Raw genomic sequence first — 26,749 nt, 5'->3', positions numbered from 1 at the left:
AGAGCGGGTCATTAGCTCAGTTGGTAGAGCAGTGGACTTTTAATCCATTGGTCGATGGTTCAAGTCCATCATGACCCACCATTCTTTTTGAATGGCTATATCGGCGGATTTACGCAGCTTAACAAGCATCAGAGCGGGTCATTAGCTCAGTTGGTAGAGCAGTGGACTTTTAATCCATTGGTCGATGGTTCAAGTCCATCATGACCCACCATTCTTTTTGAATGGCTATATCGGCGGATTTACGCATCTTAATATCCAGAGCGGGTCATTAGCTCAGTTGGTAGAGCAGTGGACTTTTAATCCATTGGTCGATGGTTCAAGTCCATCATGACCCACCATTCTTTGAATGGTTATATCGGCGGATTTACGCATCTTAATATCCAGAGCGGGTCATTAGCTCAGTTGGTAGAGCAGTGGACTTTTAATCCATTGGTCGATGGTTCAAGTCCATCATGACCCACCATTCTTTATTTATCTTTTCTATCTAAGTTATCCTTTATTTATCTTAACAGCTTACAGCAATACTGTTCTTTAGCGTAAGATTCTCGTATAATTCGCGCCATGAATGCACTGTGGACTAAGTGGTCGAGAAATGAGTCTAGCCGAACAAATTATGCCTGAAGATTATATCTTCCCTCCAAAGCCTGCGCCGTTATCAAAAGACGAGCAAGCTGAGTATAAGGCACGTATCAAACAATTATTAAAAGATAAGAACGCCGTTCTTGTTGCCCATTATTACACTGATCCTGAAATTCAAGCGCTTGCTGAAGAAACCGGTGGTTGTGTTGCTGATTCACTAGAGATGGCACGTTTTGGTGCAAAGCATGATGCTGATGTAATCGTGGTGGCAGGTGTTCGTTTCATGGGTGAAACAGCTAAAATCCTAACGCCTAATAAAACAGTTGTAATGCCTACATTGGCAGCAACCTGTTCGTTAGACGTAGGCTGCCCAATTGAAGAGTTTTCAGCGTTTTGTGATCAGCACCCCGATCGCAAAGTTGTTGTATACGCGAATACCTCAACAGCTGTTAAAGCGCGTGCAGATTGGATTGTTACCTCATCATGTGCTCTTGAAATTGTTGAGCACCTTGATGAGCAAGGCGAAAAGATCATTTGGGGCCCTGATAAACACCTAGGTTCTTACATTCAAAAGAACACAGGTGCCGATATGATCATGTGGAATGGCGCCTGTATCGTTCATGATGAGTTTAAAACCAAAGCGCTTAAGGATATGAAAGCCTTACACCCAGATGCGGCTGTATTGGTTCACCCAGAGTCTCCTGCGGAGATTGTTGACCTTGCTGATGCGGTTGGCTCAACAAGTCAGCTTATTAAAGCTGCGCAAACTATGGACAATAAAAAGTTCATCGTAGCGACTGACCGTGGCATCTTCTATAAAATGCAGCAGTTATGCCCAGACAAAGAATTCTTTGAAGCACCTACAGCAGGTGAAGGCGCAACATGTAAAAGCTGTGCACATTGCCCGTGGATGGCAATGAATGGTTTAAAAGCAATTGAAGAAGCACTAACAGACCCAGAGGGTAAAGAAGTATTTGTTGATATGGATTTACGCGAAGGCGCTTTAAAGTCGCTTAACCGTATGTTGGACTTCTCTGCATCATTACAACGTTAATAACACGTGTAGTGAATATGAAAGGCAAGGTATTTACCTTGCCTTTTTTGTTTAATTACTAATCGCTTAACCACAGTATTTTAAAAACCCCTTGCGTATGTAGGGTTGTTTTCATACTATAACGCCGCGCTAAACTCAAAGCGCCTTAGGTGACGTGTCCGAGTGGCTGAAGGAGCACGCCTGGAAAGTGTGTATACGGCAACGTATCGAGAGTTCGAATCTCTCCGTCACCGCCATTTTTCTCTAGCTACTTATTTTATTGAAATTCTAACGTGAGAACTGCTAGTACTATCAATAATTCTGTTACCTTCTAGAGTTGGTGAATTTGGATCATTAGGCGCTATTTCTATACTTCCTTGTGAAGCAACAGCACTCATTCCATCTCCCCTTACACGTCTTATATAGCTATAGTTTTTACCATCCTTATATTCTTTCTCAAGTATGTAACTTCCACCTGTAAGTTTTTTTAATATTAAATCGCCGCCAAAATATTGTTTACCATTATCACCATTACTAAGGGTATACAATTGACACCCCTCATACAGGTAGGCTCCTGCACTATAATTGTGGTTTGTTCTATGTAATGTTTTTACGCCAGCGCTTCCATTCGGAGAAATAATTAATTCACTAAGTTGTCTTAGGCCTTTAGTAGGATCATGTGACATTGACTCGGTCATAAGAACTCTTAAGTTATTATCACAATCAGTTATTATATCTTTTAGATAAATAGTTAATCCTCTGAATTCACTATCATAAACTAAACTTTTTGGAGAGCGTGTAGGTAAAGGGTTTCCTAAACTCGCGACTTGTTCATTTTTAACATTATACCAATTTTCACCGTCAGTAGTTTTTAAAACAAAGATATTCGCTCTGTTGTCAAGTGAACCATCGGGATGGTAATTATAGGCTGTAAAAAGTGTTGCGGATTTTTTATCGTACCAACTTACTTGATAGTGTCCTCCATCTACTAGTTTATAAGGCATCACTCCTTCTTTATTGACCCAGATAGTGCGGATATTTTTATTATTAAACTGTTCATATCTCGTAAATAAGACAACTTTTCCAAATGTAGTATGGTGTACTTGAGGATATGACTCGTTTTGAGGGTCTTCATGTCCTCCTGCAACTCTTCTCATAACGAAAGAGTGAGGAGCGATTGACTTGAATACAAATCCACTTTTAAATCTATGTAATAATCCTCTAGAACTCATATGCACCCATACATAACCATTATCATCTACATCGACAGAAGCATTCATATGGGGGTCATGCCACTTCTCTTCTGTATGGATTAGAACTTTAGGGCCTGAGTCTTTGACTAGATATAGTCTCAAGGCCCTATCTTCGGGGTATTCGTTACCGTTTTGAGTGTTATCGGTGAAGACCTCATATCGATGTCCATCTTTACTAACAGCAACAGGTATATGTTTATGAGTATATGTACCAGTTGCTCCACAATATTTAGGTACTCCATTTAATAACTGCGAACTTCCGCTGCTAGTGCCATCACTATATCTAACTGCTTTATTCAAACAAAAAAAGCTACTAGTAAAACCAGTGTCTTCTACTGCAATATTCTTTGCCGCCATTAGTTTTGGGGGGAGTAAAATTAAGAATGTTAGTATATTTAAAAAAATTATATTTTTAATTTTCATTAAAAAATCCTTTTCATATTTAAGAAATAAAATTTTATATGTTTAATCGAGCAATCAATAAGAGGACTTAAAGATCGAAACTTAACTTTATAGAACTTTTAATTTTTTTCAATATATAAAATTTACAAAAGTTATCTCTTTTATTTGAATTTTATTAAACGGGATTACAACTATTTAATTTTGTGGAATAGTTTATGATGCTTTTTCGAGCACGCAGGGCAATATTGCTACTGACTTTTCTAGCAAGTTCTATCACCAACAATTCAAGTTGTTCACGGCTATAGCCAAGTAATACACAGCGCTTAAGTTGCTCGTTTACTAAACTGCTGGCATCCTCTAGCGCAAATAGTGCGCCTAAAGAAGCAAGCTCAAATACGGTGTTGTTTTGTTGCTCGATGCCAAAAGGTAGCTGACCAAATGTGAGTGCGGTTTTTAGTTGCTGCTCTGTGCGCTTGATAAGTAACGTATTTGAACCTTGAATATCATCAAGCGACTTTAAAATCTCTAGCGCCATCAGTGATTTTGGCACCCCAGAATACACACTAATATGCGGTAAAATATCACATAACTCTTGCATTGATACGCCATCATTCAATGCGTGCTGACATGCTCGTTTTAACAAAGGCTTGTCATGAACGGTGACCAAAGCAGCGATCGCGACAAACACAAATAAATCCGTGTTGTTTAGGCTCATAATTTCTCTTTTTATTTTAGATATTGAATGTATTGAGGTTTTGTAGCAGTGGTTGATTGCAAAGACTAAGCAATCGAAAATGTGAAAATATATTATGGTCGATAACAGATGTTTATGCTTGCTATAAATGATTTAATTTTTGCCTAAAATAACGAACCATCATCATAAATACTCCTAAGCTTAAATTACGGTGATACACTTAAATGAGTAATTAAAAGAGGTAGGCTAGATGCGTCAGGCATTAATTGAAGCAGTAAAAGCGATTGCAATTGAAGATGGTAATTTTGAAACAACGATTCCTGAGTTACTCGTTTACAGACGTAGTGAAGTGTCGTTACCCATGGCCTGCGTATATCAATTAGGTTTGGGCATTAGTTTACAAGGCTCAAAACGTGTTGTGCTTAGCGAGCACAGTTATGATTATACGGATGGCCAATCATTGGTGACATCGGTTGATGTGCCTGTTACATCACACATTACGCGTGCCAGTAAAGAGCAGCCATTTTATGGGCTCTATTTACGACTTGATGCTCATGAAATAAGTCACATTGTTGCTGAAATGGAATTCGCAGGGCAAGACAAGTTCCCTAAGCATCAAGCTATGTCGGTGGTTGATACTGATAACGGTTTGCTTGATGCTTTGCTCAGGCTTATCAAACTCGACAATGAGCCATTGCTAAAAGCTAATTTAGCGCCACTGATTAAAAAAGAGATCATATTGCGGTTATTAAATAGCCCGCATAGCCCTTATTTAAGGCAAATTGTGATGTCTGGTTCAGCCCATCAAAAAATTGCCAAGACCCTATGTTGGTTGAAAGAAAACTTCAGTAGTCAATTTTCGATTGACGAGTTAGCACGAAATGCACACATGAGTCCTTCAACATTTAGGTTGCACTTTCGGGATGTTGTTAAGATGAGCCCGTTACAGTATGTAAAAAACTTACGACTGCAGGCAGCAAGGCAAATTATGCTCAATGAACGCATTGATGTAGGCTCTGCGGCGCTTAAAGTAGGTTACGAAAGCGCATCGCAATTTAGTCGCGAGTACACACGCTTTTTTGGCAAACCACCCATAAAAGATATTTCAGCATTACGTCTACAGCAAACGGCATAAATAAGGGAGCTTAAAGCTCCCATAATTTAAAATCGTCTTTTCGGCATTCTCAGTTGTGAGTCAAACTCATCGGGGAATAAAATTGTGCCGTCATCTTCATCAGTTGGAAACACGGCAATGAGTAAGTCATCTTGTTCAAGGCCTGGTGTCCAGCGGCTTAACCAATCTTTTATTGGTATGGCTTTTGGCGTGCAATCTTGCCATTCGCCCGTAGCCCAGCTTTGTGCAAATTCACGGCTAGGCCATACAGGTACACAGTCGTCGTCTTCATTGGAGAGCATGACGCAGCCATGTTCATCATTGAGGATCCACACTTGTTTGAACTCTTGAACCGTTTCATACATATAAGCGAGTCGTTTCTTAGCGCCTAAAGCGAGAATAGTATCAAACTCAGTTTCAACACGTTTAGCAGTTGCATTATTCATGACAGGCTCACTCTTTTAGTTATACACAGCTACACCTTAATCATAAGGTGATAAATAAATATGACAAGTAAAGTTATTGGGTAAATTAATTTATTAATGCAACGAATAGATCATCTGCAAGTTGCTGCAGAGCCTTAGAATCTTGATTTGTTAGCGCATAGGTACGAATACCGTATATGCCCATCACTAAAAAGCGCGCTAGTTGCTGCGGTGTTTTAGTCGTTGTAAATTCGTTATTATCCAGCGCCTTTTGCAGTTGCTCGGCGAGAGTATTTTCGTAAGCGTTTAAGTTGCCACGCAGTACACTGCAAATTTGTGGATCGTTGCCTTCGACTTCAGAAATACTCTTGGTAAGCAAACACACTTTAGCAACTTCACCTTCAATACATTCATCAACAATCACAGTTAAGTAATGTTTCAGGGTCAATAAAATAGGTTGTTGGTCATTAAATAGCGCTGTAAATTGCTGGTTTCTATCTTTTTGATATTGCTCTGTCGCAGCTAAAAATAGACCTTTTTTATTGCCATAAGCCGCGTAAATAGAACCCGGATGAAGGTGAGTCACTTCCTTTAATTTTTGCATACTTGTCTTGGCATAGCCATATTGCATAAAAGCATGCATGGCTTGGCGTAGGACAAATTCAGTATCAAATTCAGCAGTTCTCATTTGGGTTCCTCGGTGCTTATTGGTGAAGTTTACGTAATCTTGAACGATTATTCAAAATAAACCTTGAAGTATGTTTGTTTCGCCCTTATCTTGAATGTATGTTCAAGATAAGGATAAAACCATGACAACCGATTTACTTTCTCCATTTAAACTAAATGACAGCATTGAGCTTAAAAACCGCGTACTAATGGCACCACTGACACGTTGTATGAGTGACGATAACCTAGTACCTACCCAAGCGATGGTTGATTATTATGCCCGCCGTGCTGATGCGGGTTTAATTATTAGTGAAGCAACCATTATCCGCCCAGATGCACAGGGCTACCCAAATACGCCAGGCCTATTTACCAGCGAACAAATTCAGGGTTGGAAAAAAGTCACCGATGCGGTGCACGCGAAAGGCGGCAAGATGTTTGCTCAGCTTTGGCATGTAGGCCGTGTTGCTCATCCACACTTTTTTGGTGGGGATGTACTGGCACCCTCAGCAATCGGTGTTGAAGGGACTGTTCCTCGTATGCGCGAACTTGCTTATGTTACGCCAAAGGCTGCAACCATTGAAGATATCCAAGGTTTAATTGCTGACTACGCAAAAGCGGCCGAAAACGCGGTTGAAGCAGGTTTTGATGGGGTGGAAATTCATGGTGCAAATGGTTACTTGATTGATCAATTTTTACATTTTACTGCCAACCAACGTGAAGACCAATACGGTCAAACACCAGAAAACATGTCACGTTTTGCTCTTGAAGTCGTCGATGCTGTCATTGCTGCAATTGGTGCAGATAAAACAGCGTTACGCCTATCACCTGGTGCATACTTTAATATGGATGAAGACAACCGCGATAAAGCCGTGTTCGATTATTTATTAGCGGCTCTTGAAAGTCGCCATCTAGCTTATCTTCATGGTGGTATTTTTGACGACAGCATGCGTTTTGCAAGCTTAGAAGACAAAACGACGTCTGAATACTTACGTAGTGCGTACAAAGGCACCTTAGTGGGAGTGGGTAGTTACACGTTTGAATCAGCAAAAGAGTCAATTGAGAATGATCAATTTGATTTAATTGCCATTGGTCGCCCATTCATTGCGAACCCAGATTACATTAGTAAAGTTAAAAATGGTGAAGCGTTAACACCATACAGCGACGAAATGCTGGCAGAACTAATTTAATTTCATAGGCAGCTTAAATTGTCACCTAAGTATTCGCTTAGGTGACGCTTATACCTATCCCATCTAATTAAAATATCTTACACTGTGTCAATTAGTTAGTTTCAGGCAAGGACAGTGTAAAGTGCTGAATATAATTCAATCAAATCGCATGGAAGCACTGCAAGCGCGGTTTCACGCGCTGCTTAAAGTTAATCCGTTAACAAGTCCCTTTAAAAAAGAAATTGTGCTTGTGCAGTCACCGGGTATGTCGCAGTGGCTAAAAATAGGTTTAAGTGAACACTTAGGGATTGCCGCTCAGGTCGATTTTCCGCTGCCTTCGAGTTTTATTTGGCAGCTTTACCAACAATTATTGCCTGATGTACCCAGTGAATCTCCGTATAACAAAGCTAACCTTGCTTGGAAGCTGTTTGCGATTTTACCAAACTGCATTGATGAGCCGCTGTATTTACCACTCAAAACCTATTTAGATGGTGACAGTGAAGGGCAAAAAACGTTTGCCTTGTGCGAGAAAATTGCCGACGTTTATGACCAATACTTAATGTATCGCCCCAATTGGATTGCCACTTGGGAGCAGGGCATCGATGAGCTTGATGATGTTGATGTAGGCATTGCGCCATGGCAACCAGATCTTTGGCGCAAGCTGGTGGCGCACAGTAAAGAGCTTGGGCAAAGCCAATATCACCGCGCTAATATGCAAGACAAACTCCTTGCAGCCCTTGAAAAAATGGACGCAAGCCTGTTACCTGAGCGTATTAGTTTATTTGGTATTTCTGCAATTGCGAGTAGCCAGCTTGAAGTGTTTCAGGCCATTGCGAAAAAAACGCAGGTATTTTTATTTTTCTTTAACCCCAGTGAACATTACTGGGGCGACACACTCGATGAAAAAACAGCCGCTAAGATTGCCGCTAAATATGTCAAACGTCCGCAGTTACAAGCGCTTGAAGACAGCGCTAAAAACCCTGATCACGAGTACTTTTTTATTGGTAACCCGTTACTCTCGTCGTGGGGTAAATTAGGCCGTGACTATTTTGAGCAGTTACTACAACTAGATGCGCAGTGGCTTGACGGATTCGATAACGAGTTTGATCAAAGCTTGCTATCGCAAATTCAGTCTGAAATTTACCAATTAGCCTTCAAGGGTGAGTCATTAACGCCTGATAAAGAATGGTTTATTAATGACGAAGGCAAATTGCCGATTCAGGCTGATGACACCAGTATAGTGCTGAGCGATTGTCACACGCCACTTCGTGAAGTAGAGCGACTACATGATTACTTGCTTAACTTATTCAATGAAAATAAAGCGCTAACACCTAAAGATATTATTGTAATGATGCCAGATGTTGGCACATACAGCCCGTATATTGAGGCGGTGTTTGGTGGTGCAGAGGGGCGACGCTTTATCCCTTATGCGTTAGCCGATTTAGCGATAGAGCAAGAAAAACCTGTGCTTAGCTCGTTTGCCAGTTTAGCTGATTTACCCTACTCACGCTTTGGTGTGTCTGACATTCTTGATTTATTGCAAGTCACGCAAATTGCCGAAAAGTTTAACCTCGAAGCCCATGAGTATGAGCAAATTGGCTTTTGGCTTGAACGCGTTGGCGTTAAATGGGGCTTAGATGCCGCCCACAAAGATAGTTTTGGCTTACCCGCAATAGATTTAAATACTTGGCAACATGGCCTAAACCGCTTGTTATTAGGTGTTGCACAACGTGATGAACAACTGCCTTTCTCGGGTATTTACAGTGCCGATGAAGTTGAAGGCATGGCACTAAATACTTTAAATAAACTTATTGAATTTATTGATGTACTGGCCCGTTTTAAAGCTAAGCTGCAAACTGATGCACCGCTTAACGAAAAGGCAGAAACTCTAAAAGAATTATTAAGCGCTGTGTACAGCGAGGAAGGCGAACAAAGCTGGGATTTATTAGTACTGCAAAAAGTGCTCGATACACTAATTAAGCATTATGATAATGGCGATTACCAACAAAACGTTTCGCAGCGCATTATTAGTTACCTAGTTAAACAAGGTATACAAGAAAAAGGCGTAGGGCAGCGCTTTTTAGTGGGGCAAGTTAACTTTTGTACCTTGATGCCAATGCGGGCTGTGCCATTTAAAGTGGTGTGCATGCTAGGTTTAAATGATGCGGATTACCCGCGTACAGTTCAGCCAATTGGCTTTGACTTAGTTCCTTACTCAAAACGCCAAAAAGGCGATCGTTCTCGCAAACTCGACGACCGTTACCTGTTTTTAGAAGCGATTTTAAGTGCCCGTGAGAATCTATACATCAGTTATATCGGTCGCTCTTGCTTTGATAACCAACCAAGAATGCCCTCAACCTTAGTGAGCGAGCTGCTGGAATACATAGCCCGTAGTTTTGAATTTGCTGACCAAGAAACTCACTTAAAGCTACCAGAGGCGCTGATTAATTATCAGCACTTACAACCATTTAACCCAGCTTATTATCTGACCACTAACAAAGAAGGTAATAAAAGCCAAACTGGTGGCGAACAAAAAGCAGACAAACCGCTAGCCACACAATTGCATAGCTATAATCCTGTTTGGATGCCAACTCAAAGTGTCAATCCTGAGCCTCAGCAAGCGCTTAATGTTCAGCCAGAAAGTAGCGTTGAGTTAACTCAGTTTATTCGCAGTATTTGCCAGCCGCACGAGAGCTTTTATCAGCAAAGCTTGGGTTTACGCTTGCCGCAATTTAACGATATTGCTAAAGATGAAGAACCGTTTAGCTTAGACGCGTTACGTCGCTACTTTTATCTAGACGAAATTCTCGAAGCCAGTATTCAAGAAATGCCCCTAAACCAAGCGCAAATTATGCAGCGTGGTGAATTGCCACAAGCACACGTTGGTGACTTAGTGTTCGAAAGTATGCAGCACCGAGTCGATGCGCTTGCAGGGCAAGTAAAAGCGCATATTCAAGGTGATGAAGCATTACCCGTTGAAGTAAATATTAAAATAGCCAACACCACTTTAGAAGGTTGGTTAAATCATATTTATGGTCAAAAACAGGTGTTTTATCGCACTGCCAGTATTAAAGCAAAAGATGTTATTCGCGGCTTTGTGCATCATTTAGCAGCGCAAATAATGGGGCAACCTGTTGAAACCCTCATTCTTGGTTTAGACAAGCAAATTAGTTTTTCACCTATGTCAGAAGATGATGCTCGTAAGTATTTAAACGATTGGTTCTCGCTCTATGAAACGCTTTTAACTCGCCCAGTGGCGTTTTTTCCGGTCAGTGGTTACGAGTACATAAAAACAGATAAAGATATGGTCAAAGCAAACAATAAATTCGCGCCGCAATACATAGGCATGGGTGAGGGTGAAAATCCGTATATTCGTTTAACCATAAAGAGCCTTAAAGACTGTGAAGAAGAGTTTATAAAATGGAGCGAGCTGCTGTTATCGCCAATTGTTGAATTAGCACAGGAGGCAGATCATGCAAACGCTTAATCCAATGAGTATGGCGCTGTGTGGGCAGAGCCTTATTGAAGCCAGTGCCGGTACGGGTAAAACCTACACCATCACAGGTTTGTATTTACGGTATTTGTTGGGTTTACAAAAAGCGACCGATGAAGATGAACAATTAAATACGCCGCTTAGTGTTGAGCAAATACTGGTGGTGACCTTCACCGAGGCCGCAACGCAAGAAATTAAAGACCGTGTGCGGGCGCGTATAATCAATGCCAGAGATGCACTGCTTGGTAAAAAGCCCGATGATGAGCTGATTGAGCAAGTAATTGACGAGGTAACTGACAAACACGCCGCATTTGATTTGCTAGACGCTGCGGCAAAGTCGATGGATGAAGCCGCCATATTCACCATTCATGGCTTTTGTCAGCGAATGCTTAAACAACATGCTTTTGAATCAGGTGTGGCGTTTAACTTAGAGTTTATTTTAGATGAGCGTGAGCTTATTCAAGAAACCCTTAATGACTTTTGGCGTGCCTTTGTCTACCCACAATCAAAAGAGCGCACCCAAGCAATTACCGATATTTTCCCAGTGCCTGCATCACTGTATTCACAGGTAGTGAGTTTACTCAACAAGCAAGGGGCAACAATCACCCCTGAGTACGACCTTGACGATATATGGCAAGCGCGCGACAACTTTGTGGCAAAAGTACCGGCATTTAAAAAGGCATGCCTTGAGAGTGAGTTTATTAATGCTGTAAAAGCATCTGATTTAAGTGGCTCAAAAACCCCAGGTCGAAAAAACAGCCTTGCAGCGCTTGAAGAATACCTTAACAATGACGAGCTGTTCTTTGTATTTGGTACCAATAAATACTCCTTTGAAGTGTGGAGTACAGAGAATTTAAGCGACCCTGCAAATTACAAGAAAAACGGCAATTTGCTTAGTCATGAAATGGTGGCTCAGTTTGGTGAAATGGCCAAACTCAGTAGCCTTATCAATAACGGATTGAATATTGCGATAGTGCAATACGCTGCTAAATGGGTGGCAAATGCATTAGTTAAGCGCAAGCAAGAGCAAGGCGTGATCACCCCTGATGATTTATTAAGTAACCTGCATCAGGCGCTTTTAAGCGAGCAAGGGCAAGCATTAAGTGAAAAAATTGCCGCCTTGTTTCCGGTTGCCATGATTGACGAATTCCAAGATACCGATCCAATTCAATACGGCATTTTTAGCCGCATTTATGGCATTAAAAACACCACGCTTGCCATGATAGGTGACCCAAAACAGGCTATTTATGGTTTCCGTGGTGCAGATATTTTTACTTATATTGGCGCAAAAGAAGCTGTTGCGAAAGATAAACAATACACCCTAGATACCAACTACCGCTCAAGTGAAGGGGTTGTTGATAGCGTAAACCGCTTATTTGCTAAAAATGACAATAGCTTTATTTATAACGACGCAATCCCATTTCAAAAGGTCAATGCTAAGGGAAAACAGCAAGACAAAGCGTTTTTAATAAACGGTGAAATGCCCAGTGCGTTTGAGTTTTCGGTTTTTGTTGATGAATACGCCGAAGCGAACAATAAGCCAACCAGCAAAGGGGTGGCTCAACAAGCATTGGCTTTGCAGTATACGAAAAAAATCACTGATCTACTCAAGCAAGCTGATGCCGGCTATGCGACTATCGCAGGAAAACCACTCACCGCTGCCGATATCTGTGTGTTAGTGCGTGACCGAAACGAAGCACAGTTGATGAAAACCGCACTGGCAGAAGCCGCCATTGCCAGCGTGTATTTGTCGCGTGATAGTGTGTTTAACCAAGAGCTTAGTCATCATTTACTTAACTTTTTAACGGCATTGCATGGTCAGTATGATGAGTCATTATTGCGCGGTGTACTTGCTGGGCCATTGTTTTGCTTAAGCTACAACCGCATTTATGAGCTTCACGAAAATGAAAGCGCATGGCAAGAGCATTTAAACTTTTTTGCTCAGCTAGCCCATATTTGGCATAAACAGGGCGCTATGGCGATGCTCGAGCGTTTATTGAGTCATAATCAACTTGCAGCGCGTTGGCAAGGCTTAGGCTACAACGTTGAGCGCTGGCTCACCGATTTCCGCCATTTAGGGGAAATCTTACAGCAAAAGCAAATTGAGCTTGAGGGAACCCATAGATTGCTGCGTTGGTTTGCGCAAAAAGTCAGTCAACAAGATGGCGAAGCGGTGCAAGTACGCCTAGAAAGCGATGCTAATTTAGTGAAAATTGTCACCATGCACGCATCAAAAGGCTTAGAGTACCCGATAGTATTCATGCCGTTTGCCTGTGGTTATCGCGAAAGCAAAGAAGCCCTTTATCATAAAGACGGTAAGCTGATTTATGACCTTGCTAAAAGTGACGATGCAATGCAAAAAGCAGAGCAAGAGCGCTTGGCTGAAGATTTACGCTTGCTCTATGTGGCATTGACTCGTGCTGTGCATTTTTGTTCAGTGGGGATGTATAACATTGCACTAGGTCGCAGCGCTCGCCCAGGTATTCAAAGTACCAGCATTGGCCACGTATTATTCGCAGGGTTAGAGATTAAATCGGGCGATGAATGGCGCGCATTGTTACAACAATTTTGTGAAGGCTCTGCGCACATGCACTATGAGGCGTTTAGCCAAGCAGATGAGCTAGAAAAGTTAACATTTGCTGGCGCAGCCAATGAGCAAGAATATCAAGTTAATACTGTTAAAGCAGACATTCAGCGTGATTGGCGCTCAACCAGCTTTAGTAGCTTAACACTGAAAAAGCATACTGATCATATCGAGCTTGGTCGCAGTGATGAAGACCACGAAAAAGATGAGTTTTTAGCCCAAAATGCCAATGCTTTAACACCTTACAGCTTCCCTAAAGGGGCAAAGCCGGGTAGTTGTTTGCATGAAATTTTTGAGCAATTAGACTTTACCGACCCTTACGCGTTAAAGCGTCCAGCCAGTGAACAAGAAGACCATGCACTTGATAAAGTGATCAAAACGTTATTCGAAAAATACCATATTGATGATAGCTGGCAGGAAATGAGCGAGCAGTGGATCCTTGCTGCACTGAATTGCCCATTAAACGATAAAGGACTTAGTTTATCAGTACTTGAGCCTGATACCTGTTTGGTCGAAATGGAATTTAACTTACCGCTGTTATCGCTCTCAAGCGATAGGCTAAACCAAGTGTTGGTAAAACATTTTAACTTACCCGGGCAGCTTGATTTTAGTGAGGTGCAAGGCTTACTAAAAGGCTTTATCGATTTAATATTTTGCTGGCAGGGTAAGTATTATATTCTTGATTATAAATCGAACTTTTTAGGCAATAGTGCGGCTGACTACCAACATGAGCAACTAGAGCAAGCCATGACCAGTCATCAGTATCATTTGCAGTATTTGATATACACCGTAGCACTGCACCGTTTATTAAAACAACGTATTCAAGACTACGATAGCGATACGCATTTAGGCGGTGTTTACTACACCTTCTTACGTGGTATGAGCGAAGGGCAAGGGGTGTATTTTAATCAGCTAACAAAACAGCAAATAACTGAGCTTGATAGCTTATTCGCACAAGGAGCCATGCTATGAGTCAACTGACATTCGGCTTTGATGACCATGAGCCAAACGGGCCAGTGAATAAGCAGCCAGAACAACCAGCACAACATGCAGAGAGTAACTCAGCGTTGCCTGCCACAGAGGTTAAAACGCAGCCATTACTTAGTTATTTGCTTGAGGCAAAACGTATTCGCTTAGTTGATGTGAAACTTGCCGAGCTATTGACTGGTACAGAAACAGTTTCCGGCTCACAATCGCTGATAGAGAATAACAATGGCGGGCACAGCGAAGTTTTTTACCTGATTTTATTGCTTGCGGCCGCGCAGCAAAGTCAGCACAGCTGTTTAGAGCTTGTGAATATAAACTGGCAAAATCCGTTTGAAATTAGAGAGCAAAGTTTAGCTGATGCCAGCATTGCAGCCCCCGAGGTTTTAACGCCGTTTGATATGGAGTTTGGCCTTACTGAGGCCGTTAATAAATTAATGAATGCTGATTGCGTAGGGGATGATAAGCCACTGCTGTTGTTTGCGAATAAACTCTACTTTGCCCGATTGGCTGAATACGAAACCACACTGGCATCACGTTTACATCATTTAGCAACGAAAGAGCTGACCCTTGATGAAGGTGAATTAACGGCATTACTTGAGGTGTATTTTCCTCACAGTGAACATACAACAAACCCAAGCGATGCTATTAAAACATTAAACTGGCAAAAAGTAGCCTGTGCGATTGCCGCAACAAAAGGCTTTAGTGTGATAACCGGCGGCCCAGGTACCGGTAAAACCACCACGGTAACTAAACTACTAGCCATTTTACAATCTTTGTATGCCAGTGCGCCGCTAACAATTAAGCTGGTTGCACCGACAGGTAAAGCGGCAGCTCGTTTAACTGAGTCCATTTTAGGGGCAAAGCAAAAGCTTAATATGATCCCTGATAATATCGTGCCACTTATTCCAGACAGTGCACAAACGATTCACCGTTTATTGGGCGTCATTCCGCATACTAATAAGTTTCGCCATAACAAGCGTAACCCACTGCATTTAGATGTATTGATCATTGATGAGGCATCGATGGTAGATTTGTCGCTTATGGCAAAACTAATCGAGGCATTACCGAGCCATGCAAGGCTTATTTTACTGGGTGATAAAGACCAATTAGCTTCGGTTGATACGGGCAGTATTCTCAGCGACCTATGCCAAGGGCTAGAGCTTGGCAAAATGCCTGATTACAGCAGTGAAAGAGCAGCGCAGCTTAATCGCGTTTGTTTTAATAATCAGAGCTTTATACCCGCGGCGAGCAGTCATTTTGTACTTAACGATTGTATTGCGTTTTTACAGCAAAGTTATCGTTTTGATAGCAGCAGCGGCATTGGTCAATTAGCCCAAGCTGTAAATACCAATAACAGTGGCTTACTGGGCTTCGTTGAGCAAACGATTAATCAAGGTGGCTTTAAAGACCTTAAACTTAATTACAGCGTGATCAGTAAACCGATTGAGCAATTTGTGCAACAAGCGGCTCTGCAATACCACGATTATTTGCAGCTTATCCAGCAAGGGGCAAGTGTTGCCAGTGTGCATAAAGCATTTGCGTATTATCAGTTACTGGCTGCCGTTAGAGAGGGAGATTATGGTGTAAATAGCCTTAATCAGCGTATTGAAAAAGCACTGGCTCAACAAGGTTTAATTTCGCCATATCAAAGGCATTATGTGGGTATGCCAATTATGATCAACCAAAACGACTACCAGTTAAAACTGTTTAATGGCGACATAGGTATTTTAATGCACGATGAGCAAGGTCAGTTAAAAGCCATGTTTGTTGATGAACAAGAAAATATTCGCGCCTTTTCGCCCGCACGTTTACCTGCTCACGATAAAGTGTATGCCATGACAATTCATAAGTCGCAAGGCTCAGAATTTGCTTACACAGCGATGATTTTACCGCCAATAAAACAGGCTAATCAGGGCATTAACAGACAATTGGTTTACACGGGGATCACCCGCGCGAAAACCACATTTGAGCTGGTGGCCGATAAAAATGTATTGCTAATGGCAATGAATAAATCTGTTACTCGTGCATCGGGTTTATATGATAGGTTAAAACATGAAGCTCGTTAAAGTAACGAATGACCAACTCAACGAGTTAATGGGTTGGTTTAACACAGAGGCAGAACTGCGTATTTGGTCAGGGCCATTTTTTGATTACCCATTTGATACGCAAAGCTTTAAAAAAGATTTAAACCTAGATGAGTTGAATTCATTCGCGTTGATTAATGACGAAGGCCAGATGTTAGGGTTTGGTCAATACTATTTACGTGAAGGTCGTTGCCATTTAGGGCGGCTAGTTATCGCGCCAAGCGAGCGTGGTAAAGGTTTTGCAAAGCTGTTGATAAATCTATTAGGAGAGCAGGGCAAACAGCAATTGAACTGCGATAGCTTGTCGTTGTTTGTATACACCCACAATATCCTCGCTAAAACGGCCTATGAGAAACTGGGGTTTATTCAAACTCAGTACCCAGCTGACATGCCCCTCGATGGCTGTATTTATATGACCTGCTAAGAGCGTTTAAAGCTGCTTTTACGAAATAGATTAGGTTGCCAGCCAAAATGAAGAGCGCCTAATCTTAAAAAAACGGTGACAACTAAACCACCAACAATACACCAGATATAGTCCACCTCTAAAGTAAATAATGCAGCATAAGTAAGCCCGCCAGATAGGCAAGCGGTTGAATAAAGCTCTTCGCCCATTACCAGTGGAACTTCTCGACAGATTACATCGCGCATCAAGCCACCAAAAATACCTGTTGTCATACCCATAGTAATGGCAACAACCATATCAGCCCCTTCAATAAGTGCTTTTTCAATACCGATAATATTGAAAATTGCCATCCCTACAGCATCCATTAATAGCATGGTGGTGTTACTTAAATCGGGGAGGTGACGAATTGATAAGATAGACGCGAATATGGCTATGTAAGTTGCGTATAAATAATCTGGTTGGGCTATCCAAAATACCGGCTTGTTGAGTAGGATATCTCGTAAAGTACCACCACCTATGGCTGTTACCGTGGCAACCACCACTACACCAAAACCACCGACACTTTTTTCATGACCTAGCAAGGTGCCAGAAATAGCAAAAAATGCCACCCCAATAATGCTTAAAAAGTGAAAGTATTCTGATGTCATGCGGCCTCCTTACCTGTTAGTAAGTTAACCCTAGCAAAATGAACTTTATTGGCGCTGAACAGATAAGAAAGTAGGGCGGGTAATGACCTTACCCGCCAGTGTGGAATTATTGATTATTTAAGGTAATCAACCACTAATTGGGTCATCGCATTTACACCAAGCTGTAATGCTTTCTCGTCTGCAAAAAAGTGTGGTGAATGGTTACTAGGCGCTGTAACTGCATCTTGACCTTTTGGTGTGACACCTAAGAAAAAGAACATGCCTGGTGTTTCTAAAGCGTAGTAACTAAAGTCTTCGGCACCTGTGATAAGTGGCGTTGTGATCAGGTTCTCTTTGCCAACCACACCAGCAAGTGTTGGCGCCATTTTCTTAGTTAATTCAATATCGTTCACGGTTACTGGGTAACCATGGTCAATGTGAACATGCGCTTGTGCGCCACCTGATTCAGCCACCATCTCGGCGGTTTTAGCTAAACGTTTTTTAATGTCAGCGCGCATTTCTTGGTCAAAGGTACGAATAGTGCCCACCATTTCAACTTGATCTGGGATGATGTTGTTACGTACACCGCCATTAATAGCACCAAATGAAACTACCGAAGGCGCTTTGGTTACATCAACTTGGCGCGAAGCAATGGTTTGTGTTGCCATAATAATTTGTGATGACGCCACAATTGGATCAACCCCATTCCAAGGGCGTGAACCGTGGGTTTGACGACCTTTTACTGTGATTGTAAATTTGTCGGCGCTGGCCATCAACGGTCCTTCACGAAAACCAATTTGTCCGGTATTTAGCGAGCTGGTTACGTGTAAACCAAATACGGCTTCTGGCTTTTCTTTAAATAAGCCCTCTTTAAGCATAAGCTCCGCACCGCCTTCTTCACCATCTGGTGCACCTTCTTCAGCTGGTTGGAAGATAAACAGAATATCTCCCGCGAGCTCTTCTTTTATTTTGACTAAAGACTCAGCGGCCGCCATTAAAATAGCCACATGGTTATCATGACCACAGGCATGCATTACGCCAACGGTATTGCCTTTGTACTCTGTTGTTTGAGTTGACGCGAAGGGTAAGTCTACTTGCTCTTTAACAGGTAGTGCATCCATATCAGCGCGCAGCGCAATAAGCGGACCTTTTTTGCCCCCTTTAAGTTTGGCAACCACACCGGTATGAGCCACACCTGTTTGCACTTCAAGGCCTAAAGAACGTAAATGCTTCGCTACGTATTTGGCTGTTTCAAACTCACGGTTACTCAGCTCTGGATATTGGTGTAAATGACGGCGCCATTTAATGACTTTTTCACTGACGCTTTTATTTGCAGATTTAAGCTCAGTATTAATATCACTAGCTAATGCAGGGGTCGAAATCGCACTGAGTAGTAGGCTGGTCGAAAGTAATTTGTTTAACATCCCGTATCCTTTTATTATTAATTTATTAAACCAATGTAAAGTATAAAGCTTTGAATGAACAGGAACAGGCGCTAATAAATCAAGATAATTGGTTTGGGCAGCGCACACAGAACTTTAAAGATAGCCTACTTAAAAATGCTAAATTAATCACCTTAAATGCAGGTGATGCATTGTTTTTGCGTGGTGATGAGAATACCGGTCTGTATTGTGTTATTGATGGCGTGCTTAGAGTTTCTGGGGTTAATAGTCAAGGCAAAGAAGCGGTGCTCAGTTTTGTAACCAGTGCGATGTGGTTTGGTGAAGTTGCTTTGTTTGATGGGGGTAAACGCACCCACGATGTGTATGCACAAACTGCGGTACGGCTTTTACACGTACCTGAGCGGGCATTAACTCAGCTATTACATGAGCATCCTGCCTATTGGCATGATTTTGGGCTGCTGCTTACCAATAAAGTGCGAAACCTGTTTGACTCATTAGAAGATCACGCACTCCTTGCAGCAAAGCAAAAGGTGAGTAAGCGGTTATGCATGCTTTATCAGTCGTCAAGCCAAAACCCTTTGCCGCTTACCCAGCAACAACTTGCCGATATGACCTATTTAACACGGCAAACTATTAATCAAATATTACAAACCCTGCAAGCTGACTCAATTATTAATCTTAAATATCAATCGATTGAAATAATTAATATAGATAAATTGCAATCACAGTGCTGATTTGGAACTAAAATTGCTACAAAGCAGCAATCAAGCTTAAACGGAAGACAGCGTGTGGCAATTACATTTCATAATCAGTACAACCCTTATCATTACTCTGGCACTAAAAATAGTGAGACGTCGCTTACTCCATCACAAGCAAAACCCATGGCTCAATCTTCTTCAGATGCACAACAGTTGTTAAGAAAACATACAGAGCCAAGCTCATTTTTAGACACAGCAAAGGAAGCGCTTGTTTATCAGCGTTTAGGCGTGGACAAAGAGAAAATTGATGAAATTAAAGCGCAAATAGAAAAGCTTGCTGAACAAATGCAACAACAAGGCGCGGATATGAAAGCCCTGCAAGAAAAAATGGAAGAGTTACAATCTATGCTAGAAGAGGAATATCAAAAAGGACGCGACCGCATGGACATGCAACCAGACGCTGAAAAGGGCAGGGTTATCGATGCACTGGTTTGATGTGTAAGTTAATGCCGGTTCGTCAAATGTCGGCTAGTTGACATTCTTGGTAGTAAATTTTCTGCTAATCTGAACTTTGAACACAGTTTTGGCAGGAAAAATAATGAAAACATTAAAACAACAATTAACAAATTACGCCCTCTATCACCGCTCTAAACGCAACATTTATACTCACTTTATTGGTATCCCATTAATTGTGTTTGCGATTATTTGTTTATTGCAACGTGTCACGCTTATCTCAGAGCCTGTTGTTATCCCCTTGGCAACTGTGGTGATTGCGCTCACTTGTCTTTATTATTTAATGCTCAGCTTATCTATGGGGTTAATTATGGCTGTATGCTTAAGTGTGTTAAGTATTGCCGCTAAGCCTGTGGTATCGCTTTCGACCGAATTATGGCTAGCTGTGAGTATTGGTAGTTTCGTTGTTGGTTGGGTATTTCAGTTTATTGGTCATTATTTTGAAGGTAAAAAGCCAGCTTTTGTTGACGATTTAATTGGTTTGGTAATAGGGCCTTTATTTGTATTAGCAGAGTTCTTGATTATGCTTGGTTTTTATAAAGATATTGCTGATCATATCGAACAACATGCAGGGCCTAACAAAGCATAACAACAATAATAAGGAACACATATGCAATTAAATGGTAAAACAGTTTGGGTCACAGGAGCATCTTCTGGAATTGGTGAGGCACTTTGTGAGCAACTGGCGGCAAAAGGGGCAACGCTAATACTGTCTGCCCGTAATGAGGAAAAACTCAACGCTCTTAATGCAAGGCTCGGCGGCAATCATCATGTGGTCGCCCTTGATTTGGCAAAGCCCGAAGCCCTACTTGAAGATATGCCAGCGGTGATTGAACGACTGGGCCGAATTGATGTACTTATCAATAACGGTGGGGTGTCGCAGCGTAGCTTATTTTTAGAAAACGAATTTACGGTTTATCGCCAACTGATGGAAGTAAATTACTTTGGTTTAATTGCTTTAACCAAGGCCGTAGTACCACAGATGGTGAAGCAAGGTATGGGTATGGTGGTCTCAATTAGCAGTGTGGCAGGTAAAGTCGGTTCAAAGTTCAGAACAGGTTATTCGGGCTCTAAATATGCGGTTGTGGGTTTTATGGATTGCTTAAGAGCAGAACTAGCCGACAAAAATGTGAATTGCCTGACAATTTGCCCAGGTTCAATCAAAACAGCCATTGCACATAATTCGTTAGATGGCCAAGGTAAACCGCAAAATAAGCCAGAGCAATCAATCGAGAATGGCATGGATGTCGCAAAAGCCGCTGCAAAAATGATCAAAGCCATTGAAGCCGAGAAAGATGAGGTTGTGATTGGCGAGGGAATAAGTGGTTTAGCACCGACCATTAAGCGTTTTTTTCCAAGCTTTTTTAATCGCCTCACAGCAAAAATGAATTATCGATAATTTATAGTCATAAGTTAGTGAATGATTCTTAGTAAACAATGCGCAGCTTAGGTTGCGCGTTTTTTGTACCAAACGGTCGAATTTTTAACACTTAAATCGATAAAAGGCACTAGTTTGCTATGGTTAAACGGGGATGGATTAGCTTACAATGAGGTAAAAGTAGTCCAAACAAGAGAGAACAACAATGGCCGCATTTGGTACTGTATTTATGCCACAAATGATCCAAGCACGTTTTGCTGATAACTCATGGAGTGAAAGCGCGCTGGTCCCATCTGATAAAATCGAATTACATGCGGGTGCTCACGTATTACATTACTCAAGCACCTGTTTTGAAGGATTAAAAGCATTTCGTCATGAAGATGGCACGGTCTATATCTTTCGTATGGATGCTAACATCGCGCGTATGAAACAAAGCTCTAAGTTACTAAACTTACCTGACTTTGACGAAAGCATGCTTGAGCAAATGATTAAAGACATTGTAAAAGAGTATGCAGACGAAACACCGACCCCTCCGGGGTCTATGTATATTCGCCCTACGCACATTGGGACAGAAGCCGCAATTGGTAAAGCGGCTGCGCCGTCAATGAGTTCATTGCTTTATGTATTACTTTCGCCAGTGGGTGACTACTTTGCTGGTGGCGCAACGGCACTCCGTGTATTACTTGAAGAAGATGGCATGCGCTGTGCGCCACATATGGGTATGGTGAAAAGTGGTGGTAACTACGCAAGTGCATTAGGTCCAATCTTACAGGCTCGCTCTGAGCACCAAGCAGACCAAATTTTATTCTGCCCAGGTGGCGATGTACAAGAAACCGGTGCTGCAAACTTCATTCTAATTGATGGGGATGAAATCATCACAAAAGCACTTGATAGCACATTCTTACACGGTGTAACGCGTAATAGTATTTTAACGATTGCTAAAGATTTAGGTATGACAGTATCTGAGCGTAATTTTACTGTGTCTGAGTTGCTTGAAAGAGCCGCTAAACCAGGCACTGAAGCTGCATTATCGGGTACCGCTGCGGTATTGACGTCGGTTGGCACGCTTATTCATAATGACCAAGAGTTTAAAGTGGGTTCGGGCGAACCTGGCGAAAAAGTCGCAAAATTACGCCAAGCATTGAATGATATTCAATGGGGTAAATCAGCGGATAAACACGGCTGGTTAACAAAAGTATAATTGCGCAGTAAATATGGAAAGCCACGTAAATTGCGTGGCTTTTTTGTTTTTACATTGGTTTACAGCTCTACCCGTGTTTAGGCGCAAATTACTAGACATTAATGGGTATTAACTTTATTTTCATTTTGTTAATAATGACTAACAAGTAAACCTATTATGATCAAGAAAACGCTTGCATGTGCGATTGTTGTTGCACTGGCGGGGTGTGGTGAATCAACCCCAAAAAATACAGAACAAACTGTAAAAACTGCAGAGGTAAAAACTGCAGAGGTAAAAGCTGCTGTGAATTATCCAGAAACTAAAAAAGGCACTGTTGTCGATGAGTACTTCGGTGAAAAAGTGGCCGATCCGTATCGTTGGTTAGAAGACGATATGAGCGACGAAACAGCACAATGGGTCAAAGCTGAAAATGACGTCACGTTTTCTTATTTAAAAAATATTCCTTATCGTGATGAGCTTAAAACCACGCTTGAAAAGCTGATGAACTATGAAAAAGTCACAGCACCATTTGAAGAGGGTGAGTATACCTACTTTTATAAAAACGATGGTCTGCAAAATCAATATGTGGTGTATCGCAAAAAAGGCGACTCAGAAGCTGAGGTGTTCTTAGACCCAAATACTTTTAGTAGCGACGGCACAACCTCAATGTCGGGCTTAACCTTCACAGAAGACGGTACGTTAGCAGCTTATCAAATCTCTGAAGGCGGCAGTGACTGGCGTAAAATTATCATTATTGATACAGCGACAAAACAGCCAATTGAAGAAGCGTTAGTCGATGTGAAATTTAGTGGTATTGCTTGGCTTGGTAACGAAGGTTTCTATTATTCGAGCTACGATAAGCCAAAAGGAAGTGAGCTGTCTGCCAAAACAGATCAACATAAAGTTTATTATCACAAATTAGGTACAGCACAAGCTGATGACCAATTAATTTATGGTGGAACTGAAGCACAAAAGCACCGTTATATTGGCGCAGAGGTAACCCGTGATAATCGTTATTTAATTATCGCTGCAAGTACTTCAACATCAGGTAATAAACTGTTTATAAAAGATTTAACTAAGTCTGATAGCGAATTAGTGACGATTTTGGATAACACAGAATCAGATACTTCTATTATTGATAATGACGGCTCGAAACTCTATTTAGTGACTAACTTAAACGCACCAAATATGCGTGTAGTGACTGTTGATGCCGCTGATCCACGCCCTGAAAATTGGCAAGATTTAATCCCAGAAACTGACAATGTGCTTAGTATTTCAAAAGGCGGTGACTACTTCTTTGCTAAGTATATGGTTGATGCGATTTCGCAAGTAAAACAATACGATAAATCAGGTAAACTGGTGCGCGATATCAGCTTACCAGGTGTGGGCACTGCATACGGCTTTAGCGGTAAGCACGATGCACAAACATTGTATTACTCATTCACAAATTACACCACGCCAGGTAATACCTATTCGTTTGATGTTGAATCAGGCAAGTCTGATGTGTATCGCAAGTCGGGCGCTAAATTTAATAGCGAAGACTATATTTCTGAACAAGTATTCTATACATCAAAAGATGGCACTAAAGTGCCGATGATTATCTCATACAAAAAAGGCACCGAGCTTAACGGTAAAAACCCAACTATTTTATATGGTTATGGTGGCTTTAACGTAAGCCTAACACCAAGCTACAGTCCTACGGTTGCGGCATGGCTTGAGCACGGTGGTGTGTATGCGGTAGCGAATATTCGTGGTGGTGGTGAATACGGTAAAGCGTGGCATGTGAATGGTACACAACTTAAGAAGCAAAATGTATTTGATGACTTTATTGCTGCTGCAGAGTACTTAAACGAAAAGCAATACAGCTCACCTGATTACTTAGCGGTGCGTGGTGGTTCTAACGGTGGCTTATTAGTCGGTGCGGTTATGACTCAGCGTCCTGAGCTATTTAAAGTTGCGCTTCCTGCCGTGGGCGTATTAGATATGCTGCGTTACCACACCTTTACAGCCGGTGCTGGTTGGGCCTACGACTATGGCACGAGTGAGCAAAGTAAGGAAATGTTTGATTACTTAAAAGGCTACTCGCCTGTTCACAATGTTAAAGCGGGTGTAAGTTATCCTGCGACTTTAGTGACAACAGGGGATCATGATGACCGTGTTGTGCCTGCGCATTCATTTAAGTTTGCTGCTGAGTTACAAGAAAAAGGTGCGAAACAAAACCCGTACCTGATTCGAATAGAGACAAATGCAGGACATGGAGCGGGTACTCCTACTAGTAAGGTTATTGATATGTACGCTGATATCTATGGTTTCACACTTTATAATATGGGTGTAAAGAGTCTTTAGTAAAAAGATAACGAGGCTAAATACAACGCCGAGCAATTGCTCGGCGTTGTTGTTTTCAGGCAGCTTTAATACTAACGTCGCGCTCTTTGTGTAATGGGTCGGGAAGAGTGTCAGCGCCGTAGCTCATTGGGGAGTGAGCTAATATGGCATTAAGTATCGTTGAAGCTTTATTGCAATCCATGTTCATTTAATGCGTGAAAAATTTGTCATTCAGTTCTAATTACTCAAGGTTAGACCAACTTCTAAACACACAATGATTAACTAACAGGAAGAAATAATCGCTGATAGGTTTTATATGCGTACTCGTCACTCATTCCCGATAAATAATCGCAAATAATGCGCATTGAGTTTTCTTGTTTGTCATGGGCACTCAACCACATTTCTTGGGTTGTTTCGGGCAGTAGACGCATAGGATCACTGGCAAACGCACTGAATAGCTCAATCAATAAATTTTGTCCTTTAAATTCAACTTGCTGCATTTTGGGTTCACGAATTAAACGCTTAAACACAAAATGCTTTAAAACATTAAGAATGGCTGCGAATTCATCAGGTAAGCTGACCGTGTACTGCAATATTTCAGACTCAAAATCAGCGTTTTGAACCACCAACTGAGCATTAATAATAAAGGTGTTAACCAACTCTCCAATGGCGTCTTTTCGCTCGTACTCATATTCTGAAAATAGCCGTTTGGTTATCGAGTTTAAATGCCCATTTAACCAAGGTGAATTAAGAGCGTCTAATTGTTGTTGAGCGTGGTTGAGCCAATCTGACAGGGTAAGCACTTCTGTTGCTATGGCATCTTCGAGATCATGCACGGCATAGGCAATGTCATCAGCCAACTCCATGATTGCAGCGTCGAGTGATTTATAATGGGTTCTAGCTCTAAATTCATCGGCTTGGTAATGACTAGACAAAAGCTTTTTATCATCGCCTGAAAGCGGGGCGATTATCCAGTTAAATACATCTTGATCATCTTTGTATAAGCCTTTAGCAGGGCGCCAATGATCCGCTTTTATAAAGCTTCTTTTTCCACTTAAAGGCGGAATGGTATGCCATAAATCATCAATAAACGCTGGGTATTTGATAAATCCGAGTAAAGTGCGGCGTGTTAAGTTCATACCGTAACCATTACTATATGGTTCCAGTTTTGAGACGATTCTTAATGTTTGCGCATTGCCTTCAAATCCACCATTTTCACGCATCATATAGTTAAGTGCTATTTCCCCACCATGTCCAAAAGGGGGATGGCCTATATCATGAGCTAAACATAGAGTTTCAAGTAAACTTGCACTGGGAAAATGTTTAAAATTAGCGTGTTGCGTTTTTAAATGTCTAAGTAGGCCACTGCCAATTTGCGCAACTTCTAGAGAGTGTGTCAGGCGAGTTCGGTAAAAATCATTAAGGCCAATGCCCATTATTTGCGTTTTTGCTTGTAAACGCCTAAATGCGGCTGCGTGTATAATACGTGATCTGTCTACTTGCCACGCAGAACGGTTATCATTTGGGCGATATTTTTGTTGATCAATGATACGGGCTTGCCAATATTGGCACATAAAATAACCTTATAATTACTCGCTCAGATGCCTTTTAGTATACGCAAGCACTTGAAAAATGCGAGCTAATTACTTGAAGCTCGACATAAAATGTAAGGCTATTAAATAACCTTTTTAGTGAAATTCGCCAAAAAAAATACCCTTTGATATAATTCGCTTTTATATGTGT

General features: G+C 41.6%; 19 protein-coding genes, 5 tRNA genes and 1 pseudogene. 18 read left to right on the top strand and 7 right to left on the bottom strand.

From position 1 onward, the window contains the following. Positions 1-5 precede the first annotated feature (5 nt). The 6 genes from PAARA_RS12255 (at position 6) to PAARA_RS12230 (ending at position 1,869) form a co-directional block, all read left to right on the top strand. A tRNA-Lys gene (locus tag PAARA_RS12255) sits at positions 6-81 on the top strand. 54 nt (positions 82-135) lie between these two features. Further along, positions 136-211, top strand: a tRNA-Lys gene (locus PAARA_RS12250). A gap of 51 nt (positions 212-262) precedes the next feature. Further along, positions 263-338 (top strand) — tRNA-Lys (locus PAARA_RS12245). Positions 339-387: 49 nt separating this feature from the next. Next, positions 388-463, top strand: a tRNA-Lys gene (locus PAARA_RS12240). A 129-nt stretch (positions 464-592) separates the two neighbouring features. Next, positions 593-1,633, top strand: coding sequence for a quinolinate synthase NadA (nadA, locus tag PAARA_RS12235; protein ID WP_062569299.1), 1,041 nt, complete (start codon positions 593-595; stop codon positions 1,631-1,633). Positions 1,634-1,781: 148 nt separating this feature from the next. Continuing rightward, positions 1,782-1,869, top strand: a tRNA-Ser gene (locus tag PAARA_RS12230). Positions 1,870-1,884: 15 nt separating this feature from the next. On the opposite strand, the gene PAARA_RS12225 is transcribed toward PAARA_RS12230, so the two are convergent. Then, a complete protein-coding gene (locus tag PAARA_RS12225; RefSeq protein ID WP_062569298.1) occupies positions 1,885-3,288 on the bottom strand; it encodes a hypothetical protein in 1,404 nt (467 codons plus the stop codon). Between the two features lie 154 nt (positions 3,289-3,442). After that, positions 3,443-3,982, bottom strand: coding sequence for a carboxymuconolactone decarboxylase family protein (locus PAARA_RS12220; RefSeq protein ID WP_062569297.1), 540 nt, complete (start codon positions 3,980-3,982; stop codon positions 3,443-3,445). A 229-nt stretch (positions 3,983-4,211) separates the two neighbouring features. Here PAARA_RS12220 and PAARA_RS12215 point away from each other — a divergent pair, with 229 nt between their 5' ends. Further along, positions 4,212-5,096, top strand: coding sequence for an AraC family transcriptional regulator (locus tag PAARA_RS12215; protein ID WP_062569296.1), 885 nt, complete (start codon positions 4,212-4,214; stop codon positions 5,094-5,096). 26 nt (positions 5,097-5,122) lie between these two features. On the opposite strand, the gene PAARA_RS12210 is transcribed toward PAARA_RS12215, so the two are convergent. Together PAARA_RS12210 and PAARA_RS12205 are read right to left on the bottom strand one after the other, a co-directional pair. Next, positions 5,123-5,521: a DUF2750 domain-containing protein gene (locus tag PAARA_RS12210; protein ID WP_062569295.1), complete on the bottom strand. Its 399-nt coding sequence runs from the start codon at positions 5,519-5,521 to the stop codon at positions 5,123-5,125. A gap of 85 nt (positions 5,522-5,606) precedes the next feature. Continuing rightward, positions 5,607-6,188 (bottom strand): TetR/AcrR family transcriptional regulator, encoded by a 582-nt coding sequence (locus tag PAARA_RS12205; protein ID WP_062569294.1) that lies wholly within the window; start codon positions 6,186-6,188, stop codon positions 5,607-5,609. Positions 6,189-6,309: 121 nt separating this feature from the next. Here PAARA_RS12205 and PAARA_RS12200 point away from each other — a divergent pair, with 121 nt between their 5' ends. The 5 genes from PAARA_RS12200 (at position 6,310) to PAARA_RS12180 (ending at position 16,904) form a co-directional block, all read left to right on the top strand. Further along, on the top strand, positions 6,310-7,353 hold the full coding sequence (locus PAARA_RS12200; protein WP_062569293.1) for an alkene reductase: 1,044 nt from the start codon (positions 6,310-6,312) through the stop codon (positions 7,351-7,353). 121 nt (positions 7,354-7,474) lie between these two features. After that, positions 7,475-10,819: an exodeoxyribonuclease V subunit gamma gene (recC, locus tag PAARA_RS12195; protein WP_062569292.1), complete on the top strand. Its 3,345-nt coding sequence runs from the start codon at positions 7,475-7,477 to the stop codon at positions 10,817-10,819. Next, entirely contained in the window at positions 10,806-14,381 is a 3,576-nt protein-coding gene (recB, locus tag PAARA_RS12190; protein WP_062569291.1) for an exodeoxyribonuclease V subunit beta, read from the top strand. The genes recC and recB overlap by 14 nt, the downstream gene beginning before the upstream one ends. After that, the gene (gene recD, locus PAARA_RS12185; RefSeq protein ID WP_083515310.1) at positions 14,378-16,462 is read left to right on the top strand and encodes an exodeoxyribonuclease V subunit alpha; all 2,085 of its coding nucleotides are present in this window, start codon (positions 14,378-14,380) and stop codon (positions 16,460-16,462) included. The genes recB and recD overlap by 4 nt, the downstream gene beginning before the upstream one ends. Continuing rightward, positions 16,449-16,904, top strand: a complete 456-nt coding sequence (locus PAARA_RS12180; RefSeq protein WP_062569290.1) for a GNAT family N-acetyltransferase — start codon at positions 16,449-16,451, stop codon at positions 16,902-16,904. Before recD ends, PAARA_RS12180 begins: the two co-directional genes overlap by 14 nt. On the opposite strand, the gene PAARA_RS12175 is transcribed toward PAARA_RS12180, so the two are convergent. Further along, on the bottom strand, positions 16,901-17,530 hold the full coding sequence (locus tag PAARA_RS12175; protein ID WP_062569289.1) for a trimeric intracellular cation channel family protein: 630 nt from the start codon (positions 17,528-17,530) through the stop codon (positions 16,901-16,903). The genes PAARA_RS12180 and PAARA_RS12175 overlap by 4 nt on opposite strands. A 113-nt stretch (positions 17,531-17,643) precedes the next feature. Beyond that, positions 17,644-18,933, bottom strand: a complete 1,290-nt coding sequence (locus PAARA_RS12170) for an amidohydrolase (protein WP_062569288.1) — start codon at positions 18,931-18,933, stop codon at positions 17,644-17,646. Between the two features lie 50 nt (positions 18,934-18,983). Here PAARA_RS12170 and PAARA_RS12165 point away from each other — a divergent pair, with 50 nt between their 5' ends. The 6 genes and pseudogenes from PAARA_RS12165 to PAARA_RS12140 all read left to right on the top strand — a co-directional run bounded on the left by PAARA_RS12165 (position 18,984) and on the right by PAARA_RS12140 (position 25,027). Next, on the top strand, positions 18,984-19,646 hold the full coding sequence (locus tag PAARA_RS12165; protein ID WP_062569287.1) for a Crp/Fnr family transcriptional regulator: 663 nt from the start codon (positions 18,984-18,986) through the stop codon (positions 19,644-19,646). 54 nt (positions 19,647-19,700) lie between these two features. After that, positions 19,701-20,105, top strand: a complete 405-nt coding sequence (locus PAARA_RS12160) for a hypothetical protein (protein ID WP_062569286.1) — start codon at positions 19,701-19,703, stop codon at positions 20,103-20,105. A 103-nt stretch (positions 20,106-20,208) separates the two neighbouring features. Further along, positions 20,209-20,712 (top strand): Mpo1 family 2-hydroxy fatty acid dioxygenase, encoded by a 504-nt coding sequence (locus tag PAARA_RS12155; RefSeq protein WP_062569285.1) that lies wholly within the window; start codon positions 20,209-20,211, stop codon positions 20,710-20,712. Positions 20,713-20,733: 21 nt separating this feature from the next. After that, entirely contained in the window at positions 20,734-21,522 is a 789-nt protein-coding gene (locus PAARA_RS12150; RefSeq protein ID WP_062569284.1) for an SDR family oxidoreductase, read from the top strand. Between the two features lie 178 nt (positions 21,523-21,700). After that, positions 21,701-22,702 (top strand): annotated as a pseudogene (locus PAARA_RS12145) (branched-chain amino acid aminotransferase); the annotation flags it as partial. Positions 22,703-22,858: 156 nt separating this feature from the next. Continuing rightward, positions 22,859-25,027 (top strand): prolyl oligopeptidase family serine peptidase, encoded by a 2,169-nt coding sequence (locus PAARA_RS12140; protein ID WP_062569282.1) that lies wholly within the window; start codon positions 22,859-22,861, stop codon positions 25,025-25,027. Positions 25,028-25,284: 257 nt separating this feature from the next. On the opposite strand, the gene PAARA_RS12135 is transcribed toward PAARA_RS12140, so the two are convergent. After that, positions 25,285-26,580 (bottom strand): anti-phage deoxyguanosine triphosphatase, encoded by a 1,296-nt coding sequence (locus PAARA_RS12135; RefSeq protein ID WP_062569281.1) that lies wholly within the window; start codon positions 26,578-26,580, stop codon positions 25,285-25,287. Between the last annotated feature and the right edge of the window lie 169 nt (positions 26,581-26,749).

It is taken from the genome of Pseudoalteromonas arabiensis, from assembly GCF_001550155.1.
Lineage (GTDB): Bacteria > Pseudomonadota > Gammaproteobacteria > Enterobacterales > Alteromonadaceae > Pseudoalteromonas > Pseudoalteromonas arabiensis.
This window is presented reverse-complemented; position numbering and strand designations above follow the sequence as displayed.

Bases quoted from the DNA above. Each gene is read 5' to 3' on its own strand.
- nadA (WP_062569299.1), top strand. From the start codon at position 593: ATGAGTCTAGCCGAACAAATTATGCCTGAAGATTATATCTTCCCTCCA.
- PAARA_RS12225 (WP_062569298.1), bottom strand. From the start codon at position 3,288: ATGAAAATTAAAAATATAATTTTTTTAAATATACTAACATTCTTAATT.
- PAARA_RS12220 (WP_062569297.1), bottom strand. From the start codon at position 3,982: ATGAGCCTAAACAACACGGATTTATTTGTGTTTGTCGCGATCGCTGCT.
- PAARA_RS12215 (WP_062569296.1), top strand. From the start codon at position 4,212: ATGCGTCAGGCATTAATTGAAGCAGTAAAAGCGATTGCAATTGAAGAT.
- PAARA_RS12210 (WP_062569295.1), bottom strand. From the start codon at position 5,521: ATGAATAATGCAACTGCTAAACGTGTTGAAACTGAGTTTGATACTATT.
- PAARA_RS12205 (WP_062569294.1), bottom strand. From the start codon at position 6,188: ATGAGAACTGCTGAATTTGATACTGAATTTGTCCTACGCCAAGCCATG.
- PAARA_RS12200 (WP_062569293.1), top strand. From the start codon at position 6,310: ATGACAACCGATTTACTTTCTCCATTTAAACTAAATGACAGCATTGAG.
- recB (WP_062569291.1), top strand. From the start codon at position 10,806: ATGCAAACGCTTAATCCAATGAGTATGGCGCTGTGTGGGCAGAGCCTT.
- recD (WP_083515310.1), top strand. From the start codon at position 14,378: ATGAGTCAACTGACATTCGGCTTTGATGACCATGAGCCAAACGGGCCA.
- PAARA_RS12180 (WP_062569290.1), top strand. From the start codon at position 16,449: ATGAAGCTCGTTAAAGTAACGAATGACCAACTCAACGAGTTAATGGGT.
- PAARA_RS12175 (WP_062569289.1), bottom strand. From the start codon at position 17,530: ATGACATCAGAATACTTTCACTTTTTAAGCATTATTGGGGTGGCATTT.
- PAARA_RS12170 (WP_062569288.1), bottom strand. From the start codon at position 18,933: ATGTTAAACAAATTACTTTCGACCAGCCTACTACTCAGTGCGATTTCG.
- PAARA_RS12155 (WP_062569285.1), top strand. From the start codon at position 20,209: ATGAAAACATTAAAACAACAATTAACAAATTACGCCCTCTATCACCGC.
- PAARA_RS12150 (WP_062569284.1), top strand. From the start codon at position 20,734: ATGCAATTAAATGGTAAAACAGTTTGGGTCACAGGAGCATCTTCTGGA.
- PAARA_RS12140 (WP_062569282.1), top strand. From the start codon at position 22,859: ATGATCAAGAAAACGCTTGCATGTGCGATTGTTGTTGCACTGGCGGGG.
- PAARA_RS12135 (WP_062569281.1), bottom strand. From the start codon at position 26,580: ATGTGCCAATATTGGCAAGCCCGTATCATTGATCAACAAAAATATCGC.